This is a genomic window from Phaeobacter italicus (assembly GCF_001258055.1).
In the GTDB taxonomy this organism is placed as follows: Bacteria; Pseudomonadota; Alphaproteobacteria; order Rhodobacterales; family Rhodobacteraceae; genus Phaeobacter; species Phaeobacter italicus.
In genome coordinates, this window is the sequence record NZ_CVRM01000022.1 from 59,183 (window position 1) to 82,047 (window position 22,865).

The window sequence follows — 22,865 nt, forward strand, 5'->3', positions numbered from 1 at the left end:
CTCGGGGCTCAGATGCCTGCGCGGCGACTGCGGGAAAGGGTCAGATCACGTACGGTGACCTGGTTCATGTCTGGCGATTCAAAAATCAGTTCAAACCACATGCGTTCCACCCTTTTTTCGTTCAACTCCGCATAGGCCAGATCGTATTCCACATGGGTGGAAACAACCTGCCCGGCGGGCTGAGGCGGTATTTCCCGCACCATCTGTTCTGTGTTCGGACCGTGTTTGATATTGAGCCGGGCGTATATCTCAATCGGAGTTTCCGTTTCAAAGCTACAGTCCACCCGCATCAGGTGGTCCCGGCTCAACCCCTCGGTCGCGTGTTGGGGCAGTTCAACCACCAATGATAGAAATGACCCCTCGAATCGAAAGACATCCATTCGGATCCCAAAAGGTGAGAGATCGCTGTCGCGTGTATTGCGAATTTGGCGCAGGGTGAGTTCGCTTAGCGGGCAATCATGAAAAAGCTGAATTTCATCGCCAAGTTTTGTCTTGCTCTCCACGCCTGCAATTCCATGAACCGGGAGCGGGCCACGCCACAGATCCGGTCGCCAGCCCCAGTCGGTGCCATGTGGCCGCGGGAAGGTGTTTGATCCAATCTGGGGCAACGAGAGCCGAGTGTCAGCAACATGCAACAGGCGGTCGATATGAACCCGCAGTTGCCGCGCCTTGCTGCGTTGCTCGCGCAATGTGCTGAGCTTGGCTCGAGGGGCCTGATGCGCTGCCCGTCGCCACCGGCGCAGTACACGGTTGAACAGCAAATTCTGAACGATCCTGCCCATCAATGGCCTATCTTGTTGACCCGGTCTTCTGACGCGGGCGTGCGGTTGTTCTTGTCTTGCGTGCCTTTGCAGAAAGCCTAGCCAAAGCAGCGCCTTGTGACAAACCCACGATGGGCGGATTTGGCGGGGTTTTACTGGCTCTCGTCGGTATCGAGATCCGCAGTTACAGAAGCTTCGAGCGTTTTGGCCGTCAGTTCATCCAGCAGGCGCGCGCCCCTGTTACCAAGGTTTGCGCTGCCTTCGGGGGCGTATAGAGCAACGGCAACCAACTGTTCGTTCAGCACAAAAGCGCCGCGCCAGTGGACCGGGCTTGCCCCGCGGGCGCGATGGTCCGGCATGTCCAGTTTGACCAGGGGCAGCATCAGGTCATTGCGCCCTGCCACCAGTTTGGCGCCGGGTGCGTTTTCCAGGATTTCCGCGCCGCTAAGCGTGCTGTCCGCTGGCCCTGCCGGTCCGACCGCGACGGTGATCATCGCGCGATTGCGACTGGTGAAGTTCAGGCTGGGGCGCAAGCTGGCACAAGGGACCAGCAGGGCAAAGCCCCCCTCGGCCCGGTGGCCTGTCATTTTTGGATCAATGCAGAAACCGTCAGGGGCAACCAAATGGATCGTTTCGGACGCAAAGCTCATGCGGGTCACGTCACCTGGCTGCGGCTGATAGGCCTGTGTGTTGCAGGCGCTTACCAAGGCGAGACAACCCAGCAGCGCGCCCTGCTGTGCGGTCTTGCATGGCCGCTGTGCAAAAAGCCGTGAGAGACCATGCGCAATCTGCGCACGGATCCCTGCCCGATGCCCGTTATTCGGGTGCACTTCTGCGGGAAGGGGATCAGAAATTGTGTATTTATTTCTGCCTGTTACGGTCGTCACGGTTTGCCCCGTCGTTTCCTTACGCTCTTGCGAACGGGATAGTTCGATGCGCAGCGGGGGGCAAGCACCTCGCGGAAAAGTAAAGCGTGTGTTGCCTTGTAATGTCAGGGGCCAATGCTTAGCCTCTGGTTCCTGCACCGTTCGCGTGCAGATCTTTGATCATTTTCCGACAGACAAGAAGGAGCAGGGGATGCAATCCACCCTGTTTTCATTCATCTGGACCTATTCACGGCGCCAGCAGATAGGCCTATTGGCGCTGACCCTCGTGACATTTCCGTTTCTTTACGCAGCGCTGGAATTGCCCAAGCGCATCATCAACGATGCGATCGGCTCGCCAACGGAAATCGTGACGGTATTCGGCCACGAGGTCGGGCAGATCGAATATCTCCTGATTCTGTGTTTCGGGTTTCTGGGAGCGGTTTTGGTCAGCGGGCTGCTGAAGATGCGGCTCAACACGATGAAAGGGGTGGTGGCCGAGCGGCTGCTCCGACGTTTGCGGTATACTCTCATCAACCGGATGATGCGGTTTCCCACGCCCTATTTCCGGACGACCAGCCAGGGAGAGCTGGTTTCGATGATCACGTCAGAGTCAGAGCCGATGGGCGGACTGATGGGCGATGCGGTGGCGCAGCCTGTGTTTCAGGCAGGCCAGATGCTCACCATCGTGTTTTTTCTGTTCATGCAGAGCGTTTGGTTCGGGCTGGCCTCTATTGCGCTGATCCCCTTGCAGGCCTGGCTGATCCCGATGTTGCAACGCCAGATCAACCAGTTGAACAAAAGGCGCATCCACGAGGTACGGGCCCTGTCAGCCGAGATCGGTGAAACGGCGGCCGGCATCAGCGATCTGCGCATGAATGGCGGGCGTCGGTATCGTCTGGCACAGATTTCTGCACGGCTGGGACAGCTGTTCGACATTCGCCGCCGGATCTACAACAAGAAATACTTCATGAAGTTCCTCAATAACATGATCGGCCATCTGACGCCGTTTGTGTTTTATTCTGCGGGTGGAGTTCTGGCGATCCGGGGCGACATCACAGTGGGCGCCCTTGTTGCCGCCCTTGCGGCCTACAAGGATCTGTCGGCCCCCTGGAAGGAACTGTTGACCTATTACAATCAGGTGCAGGACATGAGCCTGCGCTGGTCAATCATGACCGAACGCTTTGCGCCAAAGGGGATGATTGCCGAAGAACTGATCGACGGCACGCCAGTTGAAATCCCGCACCTACGCGGCGACATCGAATTGCGCGACGTGTCGGTCAAGGATGCAGATGGCAATATGGTGCTGGAAGATGTCTCTCTGACCATTCCGGCAGGCAGTCGCGTCGCAATCGAAAGCGCAAACGAAGCAGAGCGTGCGGCCTTTGCCGCCCTGTTGACCCGAGAGGTCATGCCGTATCGCGGATCGGTCAAAATTGCAGGGCGCCGATTGGATCAAATCCATCAAGGGGTGATTTCTGCCCGGATCGGATATGCCTATTCGCGTCCTTACCTGTTCAACGGCTCACTTGGCGACAACGTTTTGATGCCGCTGCGCGATCACCCTCACCTGCCGCCGGGGGCCGAGACCCGCGGACCCGGAAAAGCAATGGTCGAGGCCTGCAAAGCGGGCAACAGCCCAGACACGTTGGCGGCGGACTGGATCAATCCTGCCTTGGCGGGGCTCGGCTCTGAAGGGGAGCTGCGGGACTGGTGGTTCCAGCTGGTCGAAGCCATGGGCATTGATGAACAGCTGTTTCGACGCACGCTGCACACGCGGTTTCAGATCGGGCCGCACCTTGGGTTGGTTCAGCAGGTGATCGCCCTGCGCCCACTGGTTGCAGAGCGGTTGTATCAGGCCGGCCTGTCAGATGTTGTGCACCGGTTCGACCCCAACACGTTCAACCCCTCGGTGCCATTGGGGGGCAACATGTTGTTTGCAGCGCCAACGCGAGCGATTGCACCCGAAGAGCTGATCGCCCCGGATGGCCCTATCGTTACAGCGCTTCGTGACAACGGGCTCCGTGACGAGGTCATCGCCTTCGGCATCGGGGTGATGGAAACCCTGCAACAGACTTTTGGGCGGGCCAACACAGATCACCCCCTGTTCAAACGTCTCGGCCTTGATGAAGCACTGTATCAGCGCATCGCAGAAGTGGCGGATCGGCAGATGACCCTTGGCGTTTCCGGCCTGCGTGAAGAGGAGCGTGTCTTGCTCGCTTCCGTACCATTCCTGATGTCAGAGGATCAGATTGGCACCCCTTTCCCAGAGCGGTTCAAACGTCGCATTCTGGCCATGCGGCGCGAAACCGGCCCGGCGCTTCAGGCGCAATTGGGTGATTTGTTCATTCCGATCACCGAAGACGCCTACTTTCCACGGTTGACGGTTATGGAAAACGTCCTGTTCGGGCGTTTGTCCCTGATGGCAGGAGCCAAGGCAAAACAGGTTGAGGATCTTGTGGCTGACGTTCTGGAAGAACACGGGCTGCGCAAACGGCTCGCACTGATCCTTTATGATCTACCCGCGGGTATTGGTGGCGCCTCGCTTGAGCCGGTTTTTCAGGAGCGCGCGGCCTTTACCCGCGCGGCAATCAAACGACCGGATGTCCTGATTCTGGATCACGCGCTCGCAAGCCACGACAGCGAAAGCCGTCTTCAGGCACGTGAACGTCTGGCGGGTCTATTGCCGAACGCGACGATGCTCTTCCTGGAGCAGCACTTCAACTATCCGGAACGCTATGATCTCTATGTGAAGATCCAGAATGGCAGGATCGATGGGGTTGCAGGCGGCCAACCCGAGCCAGAGGAAAAGATCGGCAGCAGCGATCTCAACAAGCGGCTTGATGTCATCAAGAGCACGGACCTGTTCCGCAAGCTGGATGCACGCAACCAGCGGCTTCTTGCGTTTTCGGCCCGTTGGCATTCAGTGGGCAAGGGGGATTATGTCTTTCGCAAGGGGGACAGCGGTGACGCAGTGTTCCTGTGCCTCAAGGGGCGGGCAGAGCTGCATTGGCATGATGCCGAACCCGACGCAGAGCCGGTCTCTGTCATTGAACCTGGGCGTCTGATCGGTGATCTTGCCGTGATCCTGCGGGAAGAGCGGCAATTGGACCTCATTGCCGCTGAAGACTGCCGTTTCCTGCGCATTGGCGCAGAGGAATACCGCGCTGTCATCGAAACCGACGCAGGTGTCGCGACGCAGCTTTTGGAAACCGTGGCTGGCCATCTGGTGCGCGTGGCTGGCGTGGTTCGGGCCGCAGACCAGAACACCGCCGCGCCAAGCATGGCCGCCGCCAGCCGACCGGTCGAGGAGCAGACGGAAAATGTTCACTGAGCGTGACTATGCAGCCCAACGCCTGCTGATCGAGCGGGCCCGCGAGAAAGCCCAGCTCTGGCGTCTGTGCCTTGGGCTGTTGGTTGTTGCAATGACCAGCTATTTGCTTACGGCCACAGCACTGCCGATCTTGGGCGGCCTTTTTCCAGGGCAATGGCTGTGGGATCTGCCAACAGGCGCAACGCCGACTGCGATGTTCGTCCTGTTGGGCAGTTTTCTATTCATCACCCTGGGTGTGGCGCTGGCCTTGCGGTTGTTGCACCAAAGGCAGCTGGTGGAGATCCTTGGGCCGCTTCCCCTGGCATTCTGGCAGTTTCTGCGGGTGTCCGGCGCGCTCCTTCTGCTGGGGCTGGCTCTGCTTGCAGTGTTTGTGTTGTTACCTGTCGATCTCAGTGGCGGGCGAGCGGAGCCGCTGGTTCAGAACATGCCAATCCGCCTGTGGCTGGTGCTCTTGCTGCCGGCTCTGGCGGCGGTTCTGATTCAGATCAGCGCTGAAGAAATCCTGTTCCGGGGGTATGTCCAGCAAACCCTGGCCGCGCGATTTCGCAGCCCTCTGGTCTGGCTAATCCTGCCAAGCGCGTTGTTTGCTATTGGACATTACGTGCCTGCAGACGCCGGTGACAACGCTGCGCTGATCGCGCTGTGGGCGGGGCTGTTCGGTGTGCTGATGGCGGATCTGACGGCAAGGGCGGGCAGTCTTGGCCCTGCCTGCGCCGTGCATTTTTTCAACAACATTCTGGCAATGCTGATTTTTGGCTCACCCACGAACCTTTCCGGGCTCGCGCTTTATCTGTTGCCGTATGAGCTGTCAGACACGGTTGCTGTCCGCCAGATGCTGTGGCTGGACGGGGCCATCATCTTGCTTGGTTGGCTTGCGGCACGGCTGGCTATTCGCCGCTGATTGCAATTACTGACGTAGGGTCTTATTTGGGATGTCAAACCGCCCCTACAAAGGCATGGCTAATGAACTGGATTACCAACTACGTCCGGCCGCGGATCAACTCGATCTTCTCGCGCCGCGAAGTTCCTGAGAACCTTTGGCGCAAGTGCGATGAATGCGGCACGATGCTGTTTCACCGCGAGCTGAGTGACAATCTGAACGTCTGCAACAACTGCGGGCACCACATGCATATCTCGCCGCGTGACCGTTTCACCGCGCTGTTTGACGGTGGCGTGTTCACAGAGGTTGCCGTGCCCGAGCCACTGGCCGACCCGCTGAAATTCAAGGACCAGAAGAAATATCCGGACCGGATGAAAGCGGCGCAGAAAAAAGCTGGTGAGAAAGAGGCCATGCTGGTGGCCGCAGGTGAAATCGGTCGTACCCCGATCGTGGCTGCTGCACAGGACTTTTCCTTCATGGGAGGGTCGATGGGCATGTATGTCGGCAACGCCATCATCGCCGCAGCCGAGGAGGCCGTGAAGCTTGGCCGCCCCCTAATCCTGTTTTCCGCTGCCGGTGGTGCGCGCATGCAGGAAGGCATCCTGTCACTGATGCAGATGCCGCGGACCACGGTGGCAGTTCAGATGCTGAAAGAGGCAGGTCTGCCCTATATCGTCGTTCTGACACACCCGACCACGGGTGGTGTGACCGCATCCTATGCAATGCTGGGCGATGTTCATATCTCTGAACCCAACGCGCTGATCTGCTTTGCCGGTCCTCGCGTTATTGAACAGACCATCCGTGAAAAACTGCCCGAGGGTTTCCAGCGGGCCGAGTACCTGCTGGATCACGGCATGCTGGACCGGGTGACGCCGCGCACCGAGATGCGCAACGAGTTGATCACCATCACCCGTATGCTGATGGGCCTGCCACCGCAGATCGTTGGCGATCTGCCCGCTCCCGATGGTGAGGCGGACGCCGCGAACGGCGGCAATGATGCCGCCCCGGCGCCCTCGGCAAAAGGCTGATCCTGCTACACAGAACCTGAGTGGCCCGTCCGTTCCGGGCGGGCCGTTTTCATTTGATCCGGACGATCCGTCCTCTTCCCTGTTGCTGCCAGAGACCCCCTATCCATGACACAGACATCTGACGCGATCCTTGCCCGCATGATGGCGCTGCACCCCAAGATCATCGATCTGACCCTGGATCGCGTCTGGCGGCTGCTCGGGGCGCTGGACAACCCGCAGGAGAAACTGCCTCCGGTGATCCATGTTGCCGGCACAAATGGAAAAGGGTCGACCCAATCCATGATCCGTGCAGGGCTCGAAGGCATGGGCAAGGCTGTTCACGCCTATACCTCGCCACATCTGGCCCGCTTTCACGAGCGTATCCGCCTGGCTGGCTCGCTGATTTCAGAGGATCACCTGACCGACATTCTCGACGAATGCTACCGCGCCAATGGCGGTGAAGATATCACCTATTTTGAAATCACCACGGTTGCGGGCCTGCTGGCCTTTTCGCGCACCCCGGCAGACTACACCCTGCTCGAGGTCGGTTTGGGTGGCCGTCTGGATGCAACCAACGTCATCACGCCAGAACTGTCGATCATCACACCTGTATCGATCGATCATGAACAGTTCCTTGGCAATACGATTGCCAAGATCGCAGCGGAGAAGGCGGGCATCATCAAGCGTGGCGTTCCCGTTGTGGTCGGCCCTCAGCACGAGGACGCGCTGGAGGTGATCGAAGCGACCACCGCCCGTCTGGGTGCGCCGGTCCTGGCCTATGGCCAGCACTGGCATGTGCAGGAAGAGCGTGGTCGCCTGGTGTTTCAGGATGAAAACGGCCTTCTGGATCTGCCTCTACCTGCGCTTCTGGGTGCCCATCAGATCCAGAACGCGGGGGCTGCATTGGCTGCTTTGCGCCACCTCGGTGCGGATGAAGCCGCCTGCGAGGCCGCGATGACCAACGCCGAATGGCCCGCGCGGATGCAGCGGCTGAAGACCGGCCCCCTGGTCGAGGCTGCAGGTGATGCGGAACTGTGGCTGGATGGTGGGCATAATGCGGCTGCCGGAATTGCCTTGGCTGACGTGCTGGCCGACCTGCCGAAACGTCCGACGCATCTGATCTGCGGGATGCTGAACACCAAGGACGTCAAGGGCTACATGGCCCCTCTGGCCGCACAGGCTGCAAGCCTCACCGCGATTTCGATCCCCGATGAGATCAACACCCTCAGCGCAGAGGAAACCGAAGCTGCGGCGAAATCCGTGGGACTTGAGGCAACAACCGCAGCCAATACACTGGCTGCACTCCAGGCAATCCTGGCCAAGGATCCAACCGCCCGTGTGCTGATCTGCGGCTCGCTTTATCTCGCAGGTCACATTCTGCGCGAAAACGGCTGACGGACGTTGATCTGACGGCAACAGGACCAGAATAGGGGGCGGGAGCGCCCCCTTTTTGTTTTTGCCGCGACGGCGCAAGGCGGTGGCATGTTGGGCGGTTCAGGCCAGTTCGGCGTTTGTCATCTTTCCCCAAATACTCCGGGGGTGAGACAGCGCAGCTGTCGAGGGGGCAGCGCCCCCAATCTTGCAGGGCTTCAACCCGCCTTGCCCCAGTCCTGATCCTGCATTTCCCGCAACCGCGAAGCGGTACGTTCAAATTCAAACGTGCCTTCGCCCTCAACATAGAGCATTTCGGGCTGGGCCGCGGCGGAGCAAATCAATCTGACCTTTGCCTCATAAAGCGCATCAATCAGCGTCACGAAGCGTTTTGCCTCGTTGAAGTTGTTACGCGACAGGCGGGGGATATCTTCAAGGATGAGAACCTTCACCTCTTCAGCGATGGCAAGATAGTCACCGGGCCCCAGCATCTTGCCGCATAGGTCGTAAAAGGTGGCGCGGGCGACACCATTGCGAAAGGCTGGCAAGGTGACTTCGCGGCCTTTGACTTCCAGGGTGAGCGGTTGCGCCGGTCCGCCTGACAGATCTTCCCAGACAGCCCGGATCTTGGCCCGAGAGTCTGCGTCAACGGGCGCGAAATAGACCTGTTCACCGGTCAGCCGATCCTGCCGATAATCCACCGGGCTCACCATTTCGTGGACCTCCATCTGCTCTTTGATGAGGGCGATGAAGGGCAAGAACAGCTGCCGGTTCAATCCGTTCTTATAAAGATCATCCGGCACACGGTTGGAGGTGGTGATCACCGTCACTCCGGCTTCAAACAGCGCTTCAAACAGGCGACCAACGATCATCGCATCGGTGATATCGGTGATCTGCATCTCGTCAAAGGCCAGCAGGCGCACGCTATCGGCGACCTCCTTTGCGACAGGGGCCAGTGCGTCCTCGGTGCCGCTTTGCCGGGCCTCATGCATCTTGCTGTGTATCTCTTGCATAAAGGCGTGAAAATGGACGCGACGGGCGGGCACGCCTTGCAGGCTGTCGACAAAGAGATCCATCAGCATGGATTTACCACGCCCGACACCGCCCCAGAGATAAAGGCCGCGCACGGACTGATAGCTGGCCTTGCGAAAGAACCCGCGTTTCACCGGAGGCGCCATCAGCCCTTCGGCGATACGATCGAAATGCGGCAACACCGCCTCTTGGGCAGCATCGGGCTTCAATTCACCCGCGTCGATTTTCTGCTGATACAGCGTGCTCAGATGCGTCATGGCAAAGGGATAGCGCGCCGGACGGCGGATGGGAAGCGATGGAAAACCACATGCGGGCAAAGGTTTGTTATCAGCCATCCGCCCCTTGCGGCTGTTCACATCAGTTTTGCTTAACATACCCCGAAGAAATGCTGATTTGACCGGTGAGGGGATTTGGCTACCGTGGCCATCCGAATGTCTGGCAGATCATGGTCCTGCCATTTGATGAGCAGGAGAGACCCCATGCCCCGCGCCACGCCCTTGTTTACCCCGGTTTTGATCGTGGGCTGCGTCATTATCATGATGAGCTTTGCCGTGCGCGCTTCATTCGGGGTGTTCCAGATCCCGATCGCGGAAGAGTTTGGCTGGCTGCGCTCTGAATTCTCGCTCGCCATCGCCATTCAAAACCTCGCCTGGGGGATCGGTCAGCCCATTTTTGGCGCGGTGGCTGAGAAGATCGGGGATCGCAAGGCCATTGTCCTTGGCGCTGTCGTCTACGCCGCCGGTCTGGTCCTGAGCGCAGGTGCCACGACGCCATTTCAGATGCAGGCCTACGAGTGGCTTGTGGGCTTTGGGATCGCAGGCACCGGTTTTGGTGTGGTTTTGGCGGTCGTGGGGCGGGCCAGCTCTGATGAGAACCGATCCATGTCGCTTGCGATTGTTACCGCAGCCGGATCGGCAGGCCAGATCGTCGGCGCGCCGACAGCAGAGTTCCTGCTGACCATGATGAGCTGGCAGATGGTGTTTCTGGTGTTTGCGGTCAGTGTTCTGGCCCTCATCCTGACGCTGCCATTGATGCGGGCGCCAGAGGTCGCGAGCAAAGCCGAACTGGAAGAGAGCCTGGGGCAGATCCTGGTCAAGGCGTTCAAGGATCCCAGCTACACGATGATCTTCCTGGGCTTTTTCAGCTGTGGTTACCAGTTGGCGTTCATCACGGCTCATTTCCCTGCCTTCGTCACCGAGATGTGCGGCCCTATCATGCCCGGCGGTGTGCTGCATTCGGTTGGTGTCACGACGACATCCGCGCTTGGCGCGGTTGCAATTTCGTTGATCGGCGCGGCGAATGTCGCGGGTACGCTGTTCGCTGGCTATCTGGGTAAGCGGTACACCAAGAAATATCTTCTGGCGGGGATCTACACTGCGCGTACGGTTGTCGCTGCGGTATTTATCCTGCTGCCGATTACCCCCCTATCGGTCATCATTTTTTCGGTCGTGATGGGGTCACTCTGGCTTGCCACGGTGCCACTGACCTCTGGTTTGGTCGCGCATATCTATGGTCTGCGCTACATGGGCACGCTTTATGGCATCGTGTTCCTCAGCCACCAGATTGGCGGGTTCCTGGGGGTCTGGTTGGGTGGCCGGATGTATGACATCTACGGCGATTACACGCTGGTGTGGTGGATCGGCGTTGGCGTTGGTGCCTTCAGTGCCATCGTGCACCTGCCGATCCGCGAGCGGCCCCTCGCGGCGGCCGCCGCCTGAATGGGCGGCAGCCTGTCTGGGTCTGCGTGCAATCAGGTTGTTGCGCGCCAGCGTTCCAGAATGTGGCGGCTGGTCATCAGATCAAGATGGGCCCCACCGCCGTTCTTGAACAGGGTGATCTGACCTGGATCGAAGGCAGGAAAGCTGTCCAATGCATAGAAGTCCGCGAGGATGTCCTCCCGTTGGATGGCCCCATTGGCGAGCGGGATCTTGAACTCACCAATGTGGTCAATGGTTGTGTCAAAGCTGTCGCAATAGATCTGTGAGCGCTGAAGAGCGGTATCGTCCGCCTCGCGCATGTCCGGGCGATAGGCGCCGATCATGTTCAGGTGCTGACCGGGGCGCAACCATTCCCCCCGGATCACCGGGGTTGAGGACATGGTGCAGGTGATGATGATATCAGTGGCCCGGACTGCGGCTTCGAGATCGGGGGCAGTCTGGGTGCCCGGATAGGCAGCTGTGAGCGCGTCTGCTTTGGTGATTGTTCGGTTCCAGATACGGATCTGCGCCTCTGGATAAGCCGTGCCAAAGGCTTCGATCAGAGATGCGCCAACCGTGCCGGCCCCCACGATCAGGATCTCGCGACTGTCAGGGTTGGCAAGGCGCAGCGCGCCAAGGAGCGTATCGCCAGCGGTTTTCCACTTTGTCACGAGGTGAAAGTCGACCAGAGCTTCCAGCACCCCGTCTCCATCGCCGTAGAGATAGACACCGCCATTGATCATCGGCTTGCCATGTTCCGGATTGCCGGGGAACACCGTCGCGTTCTTTACCGCAAGCCCCATGCCGTCGATCCATGCGGCGCGGTTCAGCAGGGTGTCCTTGCCGCGATACAGGAAACTGTCGGCGACCTCTGCCTTGGGCAGCTTGTGCCCGGCGGCCAGCGCATCACAGAACGCCAGCCAATCAAGATTGGCTTCGCCTTCGGCAAACGGGATGTGCAGGATGTTGGTCATGTCGCGTCCTCTTCGCTCAGGAGCCCTTCATCCACGAGGCGGCGGGCGAGAGTATCCGGGGTGGTGAACAAATGTGTGTTCCATCCCCGCTCTGCCGCAGCTGCGATATTTTCAGGGCGGTCGTCGGTAAACAAAAGCCGGTTCGGGGCAACCTTGCTGCCGCGTTCCAGGTGTTCATAAATTTCGGGTTCAGGCTTTAGCGTGCCGAGATAGCCAGAGACATAGGCCTGATCAAATTCCTTGAAGAAGGGATAGACTGTGCTTGCCAGTTCGAACGGGCCGATGCCGAAATTGGACAGGGCAAAGACAGGAACGCCTGCACGCCTCAGATTGCGTAGCAGTCTTACGGAGTGGGGGATTTCTGCATAGGCCATCTTTAGCCAGCTGTCATGCCATTGGCGGATCTCGTCGGCCCAGGCAGGGTGACGTTCGGCCAGGTCATAGACCGCGCTTTTAAAGTCATCTCCCCGATCCAGTCCTTCGTTCATGCCCAGCAGATCGACCTCCTGAAACAGGCGCATGCGCTCTGCCTCTCCCAGTCTGCTGTCATAAAAACGCTCGGGATCCCATTCGATCAGGACGCGACCAATATCAAAAACGACGGCATCAATAGGCATTCGTGTCTCCTAGCCGGTTGAGCGAGGTCTGGGGCGTGGGGCAGGGCGGTTCCTGCGGGTTTCGCGCCAGACAGAAACAAGGCCCGCGCCAATAATAAGCGCAGAACCGATCCAGACGGCAGGCTCGGGCCATTCATCGAACACCAGAACGCCCCAAAACACAGCCATAGGCATGGCGTTATATTCAAATGGCGCCACCAGACCAGCTTCGCACAGGCGATAGGCCTGGCTGACGAGATAGCCTCCGACCGATCCCGCCAAGCCAACAGTCAGAAACAGAAGCCAGTCCTCTGGAGCGGGCCAAACCCACGCGCGCAGGACAAACTGCAAGGCGGCGCTGTCACTGGTCGCAAAGCGACCGTCGCCCGTTGCAAGCCCGACAAGAGCACTGACCACGAGAAAACCCAGCGTTGGATAAAATGACAGCGTTGCCGCCTTGTCGCTTCCACCGGCCCGCCGGGTCAGCACATGCAGCGTGGCATAGCCACAGGCGCCCAGAAACGGCAGAAACGCTGCGGCCTGAAAGGTGCCGGGTCCGGGGCGCATGATAATGAGAATGCCGAGAAAACCGACCGCAACAGCAAGCCATCGCCAGGGGCCAACACGCTCTTTGAGAAAGATGACCGAAAGTGTGGTGACGACCAGGGGCGTTGCAAAAGCGATCGCCACGGCCTCGGCAATGGGCATGATTGCAAGGCCTGTGAAAAAGCAGAGGTTCGCAAACAAAACAGCAAGACTGCGCAGCAGATGCAGCCGCGGTTGGCGGGTGCGCAGGATGCCAAACCCACCTTCCAGCGGGATGATGACAGCCATCAGCACGATCATCGCCACAATCGATCGCAGCATGACGACCTGATACAGCGGGTAGTCCCCCGACAGAAATTTGAAGATCACGTCGATGACGGAAAATGCAACAGCGGCACCGATGGCGGCGAAAATGCCGAACAGGCTGACCTTTGCAGTGTCACTCATTGTTGCGCCTCCACCGTTCTAGGGACGATCCTTCGCGCAAAAGCTGTGCTGGGGCAATGGGTGGAGATTGCAAAAAGAGCTGAAACCGATAATCGGTGCCAATCGGGTGAGCGACGGTGGCTTTCTGATCCTAACCCGCCGATTTTGCTGCGCGGATTTCGCGCTCTAGCGCATCAAGAAAGCGGGACCGGTCCGCCTTGCCAAAGGGTTTGCCCCCACCACCCGCAGATAGCGGATTTGCAGCCCGCAAATCGGCCATCAGGTCGCGCATCGCCAGCTGCTGACCGATGTTGGCCTCGGTAAAGCGTTCCCCATTGTGGCGCAGCACACGTGCCCCCGCTTCGATGCATTTCGATGCAAGGGGTATGTCGCCGGTTACAACGACATCACCTGGGCCGCAGCGCTCCGCGATCCACATATCGGCAACATCTGCCCCTTCGGACACGATAACGGTTTCCACCAAGGGATTTGGCGATGGTCTCAGTCCGCCATTGGAGACGATGAACATGCGCCACCCATGGCGGGTGGCGACACGTTCTGCTTCGGCTTTCACCGGACAGGCATCTGCGTCGATGTAAAGCGCGCTCATTCGGCGGCTTTGCGTGCAGCTTTTTCTGTCTTCTCTGCGTTCTTTTTCGGCGCAGGTTTTTTCGCCTTCGAGGGGGCCATCACCTTGTATTCATCTGGAATTGGCATCCGGTTGAACGCATCCAGACCAGCGATTTTGTAGGCCTCGGCAAGGGTGGGGTAGTTGAAGGTATTCTGAACAAAGTAATCAACCGTGCCCTGCAGGTTCAAAACAGCCTGGGCAATGTGGATCAGCTCTGTTGCACCCTCGCCCACGATTTGGACCCCAAGAACCCGGCGCGTCTTGAGCGAGAACAGCATCTTCAGCATACCGTGCTCCAGCCCCATGATGTGGCCGCGCGATGTCTCGCGGAAGCGGGCGATGCCAACTTCATAAGGAACGCCGCGTTCTTTCAGCTCTTCCTCGGACATGCCGCAGGTGGACATTTCCGGCACCGAATAGATGCCATAGGGGTACCAGGGGCTTTCCGGGACAGTTGGGACGTCCATTGCATGACAGGCCGCAACACGGCCCTGTTGCAGCGATGTGGACGCCAGCGAGGGGTGGCCGATCACATCACCGGTTGCATAGATGTGCGGCACTGCTGTCTGATAGGTCTTGCGTTCAACCGCGAGGCGGCCGCGATGATCGGTTTCGAGGCCAACCGCCTTCAGGTTCAGCTTTTCGGTATTGCCCATGCGACCAGCTGCAAACAGCAACATTTCGCCGCGCACGTGGCGCCCGTTGGCCAGGGTCACTTCGATATGTTCGCCTTCGTCCTCGATCTTTTCGATGGCAGAGCCAAGACGCAGATCGACACCGTTTTCACGAATCTGATGGGTGAACTCCTGGATCAGGGTCCGGTCAATGAAGTCCAGGAAACTGTCGCGCGGTTCGATCAAGGTCACGCGCACATCAAGGGCAGAGAACATGGTGGCATATTCAACGCCGATAACGCCGGCCCCCACAACGATCAGCGAGCGGGGGATCTCTGCCATTTCGAGGAATTCGTCACCATCCACAACGGTTGTCCCGTTGAACGGTACATAGTCCGGGCGATACGTCCGGGTGCCGGTCGCGATCAGGAACTTTTCGCTGGTAACGCGGGTGGTGTCGCCTGCTTCGGTTTCCACCTCGACCTCGTTCGGGCCGACGAAATGCGCAAGCCCCGCCAAAGTGTCGACGTGGTTGCGGTTGAATTGGTGTTCCAGCACGTCGACCTCGTGATCGAGCGTCATGTGCAGGCGGGCCTTCAGGTCCTCGGCCTCGATGGTGTCCTTGACCCGGTAGCTGCGCCCGTAAAAACTGCGCTCACGCCAGCCGGTCAGATTGAGCACGGTTTCCCGCAGGGTTTTCGATGGGATCGTGCCAGTGTGAACCGACACCCCGCCAAGCCGATCCTTGCGGTCGATGACCAGAACACGGCGTTTCAGTTTTGCCGCCTGAATGGCCGCTGTCCGACCCGACGGGCCGGAACCGATGATGATGAGATCGTAGTCGAATTCGGTCATGGATCAGCCCCGGTACAACGCTTCGGCATGGAAGGCGACGTGATCTTCCATGAAGGTGGAGACAAAGAAATAGCTGTGGTCGTAACCTGGCTGCATGCGCAGTGTCGCCTGCTGGCGGCGCGCAGCGGCGGCTTGGGCCAGACTTTCGGGTTTCAGTAGATCAAGGAACTGATCCGCAGTGCCAGTGTCCACAAGAACGGGGCCGTCAAATCCCTTTTCCTGCATCAGCAGCGTGGCATCATGGGCAGCCCAGTTTGCCTCGTCTTCGCCCAGATACGCTGTCAACTGCTTGCGGCCCCAATCGCTGGCGCTAGGGTTGCAAATCGGCGCAAAGGCCGAGACCGAGCGGAACCGGCCAGGCAGGTTCATTGCCATGGTCAGAGCACCATGCCCACCCATCGAGTGACCGGTGATCGACTGGCGGTCGAGATCAATTGCAAAGTTCTCGCCCAAGAGAGCGGGCAGCTCTTCGGTGATGTAGTCCCACATCTGGAAGTGCGGCGCCCATGGGTCTTGGGTGGCATTCACATAAAACCCTGCCCCCTGACCAAGATCATACGCGTCGTCGTCAGCGACACCTTCGCCGCGCGGTGAGGTGTCGGGGAAAATGATCGCGATCCCCTGTTCCGCGCACCATGCCTGAGCCCCTGCCTTGGTCATGGCATTTTCATGGGTGCAGGTCAGGCCGGAGAGATACCACAAGAGAGGAACGGGGCCGTCTGCCACCTCTTCGGGGAGGAACAGGCCAAAGGTCATGTCGCAGTTGGTGGTTGTGCTGGAATGGCGATAAACGCCCTGCACGCCGCCAAAAGCTGCGTTTTCCGAGACGGTTTCCATTGGGCGACTCCTTTGTTCGTGTGCTGCCCTATCGCTACCTGTGGTCAGGCACAGGGTCCAGTGACTGCGCGTCTGTGGCCCCTGTTTTTGCGACATAAGCTTGCAAAAAGCTGAACGTCGGCAGCCTGAGCGACATTCAGCGTAGCGTAAAAGTCGTGACCCAGGCGATAACGAGCGGCAAAGTGACGATCGACAGTGTCGTGGACAACAAGATCGCCGCAGAGGCGCGGTGCGGGGCGACGCCATAGTGTTGGGCCAGCATGTAGACGTTGCCGGCAACCGGTAGCGCAGCGGCCGCGATCGCCACACCGGCAGCATAGGGATCAACGGGGATCAGGACCAAAACACACAGCGCAACCAAAGCGGGGTGCAAGACCAGTTTGGCGAAACTGAGCCAGCTGGCAATCTGAACACGCTCCGCCGATTTCGATGCGAGGGATGCACCAATTGCAAACAACGCTCCGGGTGTTGCTGCGTCTCCCAGCAGTTCGAGGAATGCATTCGCAGGTGCAGGGATGGGCAGGGCCAGTGCTGACCAAATGAGACCAGCACAAATCGACAGGATCATCGGGTTCTGCAGCAGACCACGGCCCACCAGTTTCAGGGTGCTGAACCCCAGACCAGAGCCGCGCCCCGCATTGATGAGGATAACGATCAGTGACGAAAACACCACCAGATCAACGCTCAGGACCAGCATCATCGGCCCGATTGAGGCGGCTCCGAAAAGCAGCACCATCATCGGCAGACCAAGAAAACCAACATTGCCAATTGCTGCGCATTGGGCCTCTACGGCAGCGGTTTGCATGTCCAACCCACGCAAGGCGGCGATGACGGTGGCGATGAGGTACACCGCCAAAGTCCCAAGCAGATAGCCGAGGATCAGCCTGGGATCAAAGATCTCTGCAACCGACAGATTTGCCGCAAAGCGAAAGATCATCGCGGACAGTGGGAAGTAAAAGACAAATTTGGTGAGATTGGCTGTCGCTTCTTCACTGAAAAAACGGCTTCGTCCGGCCCAGTATCCCAGACCGATGATCGCAAAGAAGGGAAGGGTTCTCAGAAAGATGTCTAACATTGACGGAATTGGTAACCTGATTTGACCACGGCGGAAAGCCGCAATTGCGACCGTCCTAGCCGCTACCGATAAGGACGCCGGCGGCCAGCACCAACGCGCCCCCGACAACCACCTGTAGCGCGGCGCGCCAGAACGGTGTTTCCATGAAACGGTTCTGGATCCAGGCAATCGCCCAAAGTTCTACAAAGACGATCAGCACCGCAATGATGGTGGCGGTCCAGAAATCGGGGATCAGATAGGGCAGGGCGTGACCAAGGCCGCCAACAGTTGTCATGATCCCTGACGCAAATCCACGTTTGAGCGGAGAGCCCCGGCCTGACAAGGCGCCGTCGTCCGAAGCCGCTTCGGTGAACCCCATGGATATGCCTGCCCCAACCGAGGCGGCGACGCCGACCAAAAAGGTGGTCCAGGTGTCCTGCGTTGCAAAAGCGGTGGCAAAGATCGGTGCCAGGGTGGAAACAGAGCCATCCATAAGCCCCGCAAGCCCCGGCTGAACCCAGGTCAACAGGAACTGTCGATGTGCGGTGGCGTCTTCGGCATCGGTTTCCTCCGCGCCCAGATGGCGATCCCCCAACTCGGTTGCGGTGACTTGATGGCCTGCCTCTGCCGCAGCCAGATCGCCCAGCAGTTTACGCGTTGCCGCGTCGGATGTGCGCGCCGCTGCGGCGGTGTAAAATCGCTCGGCATCACGTTCCATCACGGCGGCTTCTTCCCGGATACGGTCGAGGCCAAGGTTTTCCACCAGCCAAATGGGGCGGCGCGCGTAGAACCCGGCAACGTGTTCGCGCCGGATCAGCGGGATTGTCGGGCCAAATCTGGCCTCGTGCAGATCAATCAACGCAGCGCGATGTGTGTCTTCTTCGGCGGCCATCCCGTCAAAAACGGCAGCAGTCGCCGGGTAATCCTCACGCAGGCGTTCAGCGTAGCCCCTGTAAATGCGTGCATCATCTTCCTCGGAGGAAATTGCCAGCGCGAGAATCTCCTGCTCGCTCAACTCGTTGAACCGTCGGCGTTGCGTGAAATAGAACATCGTATTTTCCTTTTACCGCAATAGCTGCACACCTACTCTGGATCACGTTATGACAACAGGCTGTGATGCAGGTCCAACGGTCGCAGGATGCTTGCTAAGTTAACCGGACTTCGCGCCGCTTGTCTTGCCATTTGCGCAGGGGAGTGCCATCGCATCGCAACGCCGCACAGATTAGCGGCGTGACCGCAGCAACCGGAATAGCCATGAGCCAAACAGCCACCAGCCCGCGAAAAGGGCGCAAATACGATCAGGTTCTGCAGGGCGCACGGGACGTCTTCATGGCGCATGGCTTTGAAGGGGCCAGCGTGGATGACATTGCCAGGGCTGCGGGTGTGTCCAAGGCGACGCTTTACAGCTACTTTCCCGACAAGCGGCTGTTGTTCATGGAAGTCGCGCGCCACGGCTGTGCCCATCAGGCAGATACGGCACAGGATTTCTGTTCTGCGTCCTGTGATCCGCAAACGGTGTTGCGCGCGGCGGGGCATCATATCCTGTCCGTGGTGTTGTCTGAATTTGGCGTGAAGATGTTTCGGATCTGCGTCGCAGAGGCCGACCGCTTTCCCGATCTTGGACGCTGGTTTTATGAGAGTGGCCCGCTCACCATTCGGGCGCAGCTGCGGGACTACCTTGCAATGGCGGTCGCGCAAAATCAGCTGCAGATCGACGATCTCAGCCTGGCTGCGGATCAGTTTGCCGAACTGTGCCGCGCAGATATGTTTCTGCGGCTTCTGTTCAACATAGATGCCGAAATCTCGCAGGCGGAGCGGGAAAAGGTAATCAATGGTGCAATTGATATTTTCCTGACCCGCTACGGGGTTTGATCAGATCTGCGGCCAACCGTTACGGTGATCGTTCGCTCATCATCGAAGCGATTGTTCTGGGGCGTTGGGGCCAGCTGCGCTAGGCTTTGATGCCATGAGCACTCCTCGATTTGATATCCTTGGCCAAGCCCTCGCAGATGCGAGCCGGACCCGCATGTTATGTGAACTGCTGGATGGGCGATCCTACACCAACAAGGAGTTGGCCTCTGCTGCGGGCGTCACACCCCCAACGGCAACGGCGCATCTGCAGCTCTTGCAGTCGGCTGGGCTGGTTGTGGCTGAGCGGCGGGGGCGCTGTGTGTTTCACCGCCTAACCAGCGCCGAGGTTGCGCACGCGTTGGAGCAATTGGCCTCGATTGCGCCATCAGACGCATTGCATCAGGCACAAAGGCGCAAGGCGGGAGCGCTTGCCCCGCTGCGGAGCTGCTATGATCATTTTGCCGGACCGTTGGCTGTGGCAATGACGGATCGGTTTCTGTCGCGGGGCATGCTGATCGAACGCAACGGCGGATTTGATATTCAACCGGATGACGTCTGGCAAAAGCTGGGTGTTGAACTGCCGCACACCGTAGGCAAACAGCCCTTCGCCCGCCCGTGCATGGATTGGACGGAACGGCGTCTGCACATCTCAGGTCCGCTGGGGCGCCAGTTGCTGTCCCACGCGTTGGACATTGGTTGGGTCAAGCGTCAGACGGTGCGACGTGGGCTGGTTCTGACGATGCCGGGACGGGTGGCTTTTCAACAAATCCTGGGCCTGGACACCCATGCTGTTGGCGCTGAGAGCGCCGCCAGCTGAGGCCACTTGCGCGGTTCAATTCGGTCAGGGGCTTGATTTGGGGGCAAATCATGGCATCCTTAACTCCATGAGCTTTGACCAGGTACAGCCTTTCCCGTCTCACTCCGGCCCCGAGCAGGTCGCCTTTCATCGCACAGAGCTGGCGGTTATCCTGTCGCTCTATGGGCGGATGGTTGCAGCGGGGGAGTGGCGGGATTACGGAATATCCTCGCTGCGGGACTTGGCAGTGTTCTCCGTGTTTCGTCGAACCGCAGAAAACCCACTATACCGGATTGAAAAACGGCCCAAGCTGCGCGGTCGTCAAGGGCAGTATGCCGTTGTCGGTATGGATGGCCAGATCCTGAAGCGGGGGCATGACCTGAAGACGGTGTTGCGCGTGTTGGAACGCAAACTGATCCGCTCTGTAACGTGAAGCACTGTGTCACCCTGTCGTGAGCGGTAGCCTGCGATGCCCGGTGATCGGCCCGTCCCCCTGTTCCATGATCCGGCTGACGGCCCCTGTGACAGGTTCTAGTGCCACGGCCATATGGTAGGCATTTGCATGGATCATGGTTTCACTGTCCCGCATCATTGCCACATGGCCTTTCCAGAACAGAATATCGCCGCGTCGCAGATCTGCCGGGACGGATGTATTGCCTAGGGGCAAAGGTTCGCCCAGTTCCTGTTCCTGCTGATCGCTGTCGCCGGGACAGTCGATGCCGGAGGCCAACATGGCAGCCTGCACAAGGCCCGAGCAGTCGATGCCGGAGCGGCTGTTGCCGCCCCATAGATATGGGGTCCCGAGGAACAGCTCAGCGACGGTTACCGGATCAGCTGAGTAGGCATCCAAGGGGCGCAGGTGGTGGGCCGGGATAAAGCCCTGGTCGGTTTCGGCGAACCGGTCTGTTTGTCCCAAGACCCGAACACGAGCGCCAAAGCTCAAGCCGCAGAGATCTGGGGACTTCATGTTGCCATCGCGGTAGGCATGGGTTGCGGCCGTGCACACCATATGGGTCGCAGGCGCATCCCGCTCTGCCAGTGCGGCGCGCGATACGTAGCCAACATAGTCATCAGCCGCGGACTGCACATAGGCCCAGCCGTTCCTGTCCTCATAAACCGTGACATCCGCGCCAAGCAGCAGTTGTCTGTCCCGCGGCCCATCAGGTCGGCGCAACAGGTCCACCACGGGGGCGATGACCGTCATGGTGGTTCCGTCAACGGATGCCAGATCCGGGTAGCTCTGTTTCAGCCGTGCGGCGACAACCCGATCATTGGCAGGGGTGCGTCGTGCGTCCGTCATTTGGAGCCTTTCGGCAGGTCCAGCATGTTTGGAAGAGCCTCGAGCAGGGCGCGCGCCCCCTGCAGCGCGCCCCCTTTGGGGCGGGCGGGTGCGGCAGCGGGGGTCCAGCCGTAGATGTCAAAATGCATGTAGCGGGTATCGGCTGTAAAGCGGCGCAGGAACAACGCCGCAGTAATCGAGCCTGCAAAACCACCACCCGGGGCATTGTCGAGGTCAGCGATCTGCGGTTCGATCATGGTCTCATACGGAGTGTGGAACGGCATGCGCCAGACTGGATCTGCCAATCTCTGTGCCGCCTGTGCCAGTGCAACCGCGTCGCCTTCGTTATCGGTATAAAACGGGGCAAGGTCAGGGCCAACCGCCACCCGTGCCGCGCCTGTGAGGGTCGCCATGGAAATCAGCAAATCGGGGGTGTCTTCCGCTGCAAGAGCCAGAGCATCGGCCAGCACGAGCCGCCCCTCGGCGTCGGTGTTGTTTATCTCGACGGTCAACCCGTTGCGCGCTGTCAGGACGTCGCCGGGGCGGAAGGCATTTGCTGAGACGCTGTTTTCAACCGCGGGAATGAGAACCCGCAAGCGGACAGGCAGGTTCAACGCCATGATCATATGGGCAAGGCCCAGAACATTTGCCGCGCCGCCCATATCCTTTTTCATCAGCGCCATGCTGCTTCCGGGTTTGAGATTCAGCCCGCCAGTGTCAAAACAGACGCCCTTGCCAACCAGTGTCAGCGTCGGGCCGCTGTTGCCCCATTTGATATCGATCAGACGCGGCCGCCTGTCAGAGGCGCGGCCAACCGCATGTATCATCGGCAGGTTCTGCTGCAGGAGATCTTCATCCTGGATGACGGTGAAACTGGCCTTGTGCTTGTCAGCCAGATCGCGTGCGGCGGCCTCCAGTTCATCCGGCCCCATGTCACCTGCAGGTGTGTTGATCAGGTCGCGGGTCAGGAACTCACCCGCTGCGAGTGCTTCGATGCGTGTGGCGTCTACGCCTTCGGGGGCGACCAGATGCGTGTCGGCATCACCGCCGGATTTGTAGCGGTCATAGCGGTATTGCGCCAATAGCCAGCCAAGCGATTCGGCTGCGCGATCAGCCTCTGCGACACCCTCCGCCAGGCGATATATGCCTTTGGGAAGGGATGGCACGGCTGCCGCCAGATTGAACCGTTTGCGGGCGCGGTCTGCAGCCCGGCCATATCCCACCAGCACCTGTGCGGGTTGCCCATCAGGCGCGGGCACGACAACGACCTGCCCAATCGCGCCCCGAAAGCCATTGGTGCGAGCCCAATTCGCGGTCATGGCGGGGGCCGCTGCCAGCCAGTCCTCGCAGGTGTCCTGATCCAGAACATGCAGATCGATTGCAGCGGCATCCGCATTGGCAAAGACAGCGGGCTTGGCAGAGGTCATGACGGGATACTCCGGTCCGGGGGGGCGATTTCAT

21 protein-coding genes are annotated in these 22,865 nt (G+C 59.4%); 8 read left to right on the forward strand and 13 right to left on the reverse strand.

Annotated elements, in window-relative coordinates:
* Positions 1-8 precede the first annotated feature (8 nt).
* The gene (locus tag NIT7645_RS08930; protein WP_046211646.1) at positions 9-782 is read right to left on the reverse strand and encodes a DUF6478 family protein; all 774 of its coding nucleotides are present in this window, start codon (positions 780-782) and stop codon (positions 9-11) included.
* A gap of 131 nt (positions 783-913) precedes the next feature.
* Positions 914-1,411, reverse strand: a complete 498-nt coding sequence (locus tag NIT7645_RS08935; RefSeq protein ID WP_224834462.1) for a hypothetical protein — start codon at positions 1,409-1,411, stop codon at positions 914-916.
* A gap of 427 nt (positions 1,412-1,838) precedes the next feature.
* On the opposite strand from NIT7645_RS08935, the gene NIT7645_RS08940 reads away from it, so the two are divergent.
* The 4 genes from NIT7645_RS08940 to NIT7645_RS08955 all read left to right on the forward strand — a co-directional run bounded on the left by NIT7645_RS08940 (position 1,839) and on the right by NIT7645_RS08955 (position 8,240).
* The gene (locus NIT7645_RS08940) at positions 1,839-4,958 is read left to right on the forward strand and encodes an ABC transporter transmembrane domain-containing protein (RefSeq protein WP_050687085.1); all 3,120 of its coding nucleotides are present in this window, start codon (positions 1,839-1,841) and stop codon (positions 4,956-4,958) included.
* Positions 4,948-5,859, forward strand: coding sequence for a CPBP family intramembrane glutamic endopeptidase (locus NIT7645_RS08945; RefSeq protein ID WP_050686725.1), 912 nt, complete (start codon positions 4,948-4,950; stop codon positions 5,857-5,859). Before NIT7645_RS08940 ends, NIT7645_RS08945 begins: the two co-directional genes overlap by 11 nt.
* Positions 5,860-5,921: 62 nt before the next feature.
* Positions 5,922-6,866, forward strand: coding sequence for an acetyl-CoA carboxylase, carboxyltransferase subunit beta (gene accD / locus NIT7645_RS08950; RefSeq protein WP_008560718.1), 945 nt, complete (start codon positions 5,922-5,924; stop codon positions 6,864-6,866).
* A 105-nt stretch (positions 6,867-6,971) separates the two neighbouring features.
* Positions 6,972-8,240 carry a bifunctional folylpolyglutamate synthase/dihydrofolate synthase gene (locus tag NIT7645_RS08955; protein ID WP_050686727.1) on the forward strand — a complete coding sequence of 423 codons (1,269 nt, stop codon included), beginning with the start codon at positions 6,972-6,974 and terminating at the stop codon, positions 8,238-8,240.
* 194 nt (positions 8,241-8,434) lie between these two features.
* On the opposite strand, the gene zapE is transcribed toward NIT7645_RS08955, so the two are convergent.
* The gene (gene zapE / locus NIT7645_RS08960; protein WP_050687087.1) at positions 8,435-9,505 is read right to left on the reverse strand and encodes a cell division protein ZapE; all 1,071 of its coding nucleotides are present in this window, start codon (positions 9,503-9,505) and stop codon (positions 8,435-8,437) included.
* Positions 9,506-9,727: 222 nt separating this feature from the next.
* Between zapE and NIT7645_RS08965 the strand changes: the two genes are divergently transcribed.
* Positions 9,728-10,966 carry an MFS transporter gene (locus NIT7645_RS08965; protein WP_050674006.1) on the forward strand — a complete coding sequence of 413 codons (1,239 nt, stop codon included), beginning with the start codon at positions 9,728-9,730 and terminating at the stop codon, positions 10,964-10,966.
* 32 nt (positions 10,967-10,998) lie between these two features.
* Here the strand turns inward: NIT7645_RS08965 and NIT7645_RS08970 are convergent, their stop codons facing one another.
* The 8 genes from NIT7645_RS08970 to mbfA form a co-directional block, all read right to left on the reverse strand.
* Complete coding sequence (locus NIT7645_RS08970) at positions 10,999-11,919, reverse strand: ornithine cyclodeaminase family protein (RefSeq protein ID WP_050686729.1); 921 nt, start codon at positions 11,917-11,919, stop codon at positions 10,999-11,001.
* Entirely contained in the window at positions 11,916-12,536 is a 621-nt protein-coding gene (locus NIT7645_RS08975; protein ID WP_050686731.1) for an HAD family hydrolase, read from the reverse strand. Before NIT7645_RS08975 ends, NIT7645_RS08970 begins: the two co-directional genes overlap by 4 nt.
* Before the next feature lie 9 nt (positions 12,537-12,545).
* Positions 12,546-13,508, reverse strand: a complete 963-nt coding sequence (locus NIT7645_RS08980; protein WP_050686733.1) for a DMT family transporter — start codon at positions 13,506-13,508, stop codon at positions 12,546-12,548.
* 130 nt (positions 13,509-13,638) lie between these two features.
* A complete protein-coding gene (locus NIT7645_RS08985; protein ID WP_008561650.1) occupies positions 13,639-14,097 on the reverse strand; it encodes a YaiI/YqxD family protein in 459 nt (152 codons plus the stop codon).
* Complete coding sequence (gene sthA, locus NIT7645_RS08990) at positions 14,094-15,587, reverse strand: Si-specific NAD(P)(+) transhydrogenase (RefSeq protein WP_050686736.1); 1,494 nt, start codon at positions 15,585-15,587, stop codon at positions 14,094-14,096. Before sthA ends, NIT7645_RS08985 begins: the two co-directional genes overlap by 4 nt.
* A gap of 3 nt (positions 15,588-15,590) precedes the next feature.
* Entirely contained in the window at positions 15,591-16,424 is an 834-nt protein-coding gene (gene fghA, locus NIT7645_RS08995; RefSeq protein ID WP_008563114.1) for an S-formylglutathione hydrolase, read from the reverse strand.
* A 136-nt stretch (positions 16,425-16,560) separates the two neighbouring features.
* Entirely contained in the window at positions 16,561-17,499 is a 939-nt protein-coding gene (locus tag NIT7645_RS09000) for an AEC family transporter (RefSeq protein ID WP_050686738.1), read from the reverse strand.
* 55 nt (positions 17,500-17,554) lie between these two features.
* Positions 17,555-18,529: an iron exporter MbfA gene (mbfA, locus tag NIT7645_RS09005; RefSeq protein WP_050686740.1), complete on the reverse strand. Its 975-nt coding sequence runs from the start codon at positions 18,527-18,529 to the stop codon at positions 17,555-17,557.
* Between the two features lie 203 nt (positions 18,530-18,732).
* Here mbfA and NIT7645_RS09010 point away from each other — a divergent pair, with 203 nt between their 5' ends.
* The 3 genes from NIT7645_RS09010 to NIT7645_RS09020 all read left to right on the forward strand — a co-directional run bounded on the left by NIT7645_RS09010 (position 18,733) and on the right by NIT7645_RS09020 (position 20,558).
* Positions 18,733-19,350 (forward strand): TetR/AcrR family transcriptional regulator, encoded by a 618-nt coding sequence (locus NIT7645_RS09010; RefSeq protein ID WP_008560372.1) that lies wholly within the window; start codon positions 18,733-18,735, stop codon positions 19,348-19,350.
* 94 nt (positions 19,351-19,444) lie between these two features.
* Complete coding sequence (locus tag NIT7645_RS09015; protein ID WP_050686742.1) at positions 19,445-20,146, forward strand: ArsR/SmtB family transcription factor; 702 nt, start codon at positions 19,445-19,447, stop codon at positions 20,144-20,146.
* 67 nt (positions 20,147-20,213) lie between these two features.
* Positions 20,214-20,558, forward strand: coding sequence for a DUF2794 domain-containing protein (locus tag NIT7645_RS09020; RefSeq protein WP_046211682.1), 345 nt, complete (start codon positions 20,214-20,216; stop codon positions 20,556-20,558).
* 9 nt (positions 20,559-20,567) lie between these two features.
* On the opposite strand, the gene NIT7645_RS09025 is transcribed toward NIT7645_RS09020, so the two are convergent.
* Complete coding sequence (locus tag NIT7645_RS09025; protein ID WP_050686744.1) at positions 20,568-21,425, reverse strand: C40 family peptidase; 858 nt, start codon at positions 21,423-21,425, stop codon at positions 20,568-20,570.
* Positions 21,422-22,831 carry a leucyl aminopeptidase family protein gene (locus NIT7645_RS09030; protein WP_050686746.1) on the reverse strand — a complete coding sequence of 470 codons (1,410 nt, stop codon included), beginning with the start codon at positions 22,829-22,831 and terminating at the stop codon, positions 21,422-21,424. The genes NIT7645_RS09025 and NIT7645_RS09030 overlap by 4 nt, the downstream gene beginning before the upstream one ends.
* Positions 22,832-22,865 lie beyond the last annotated feature (34 nt).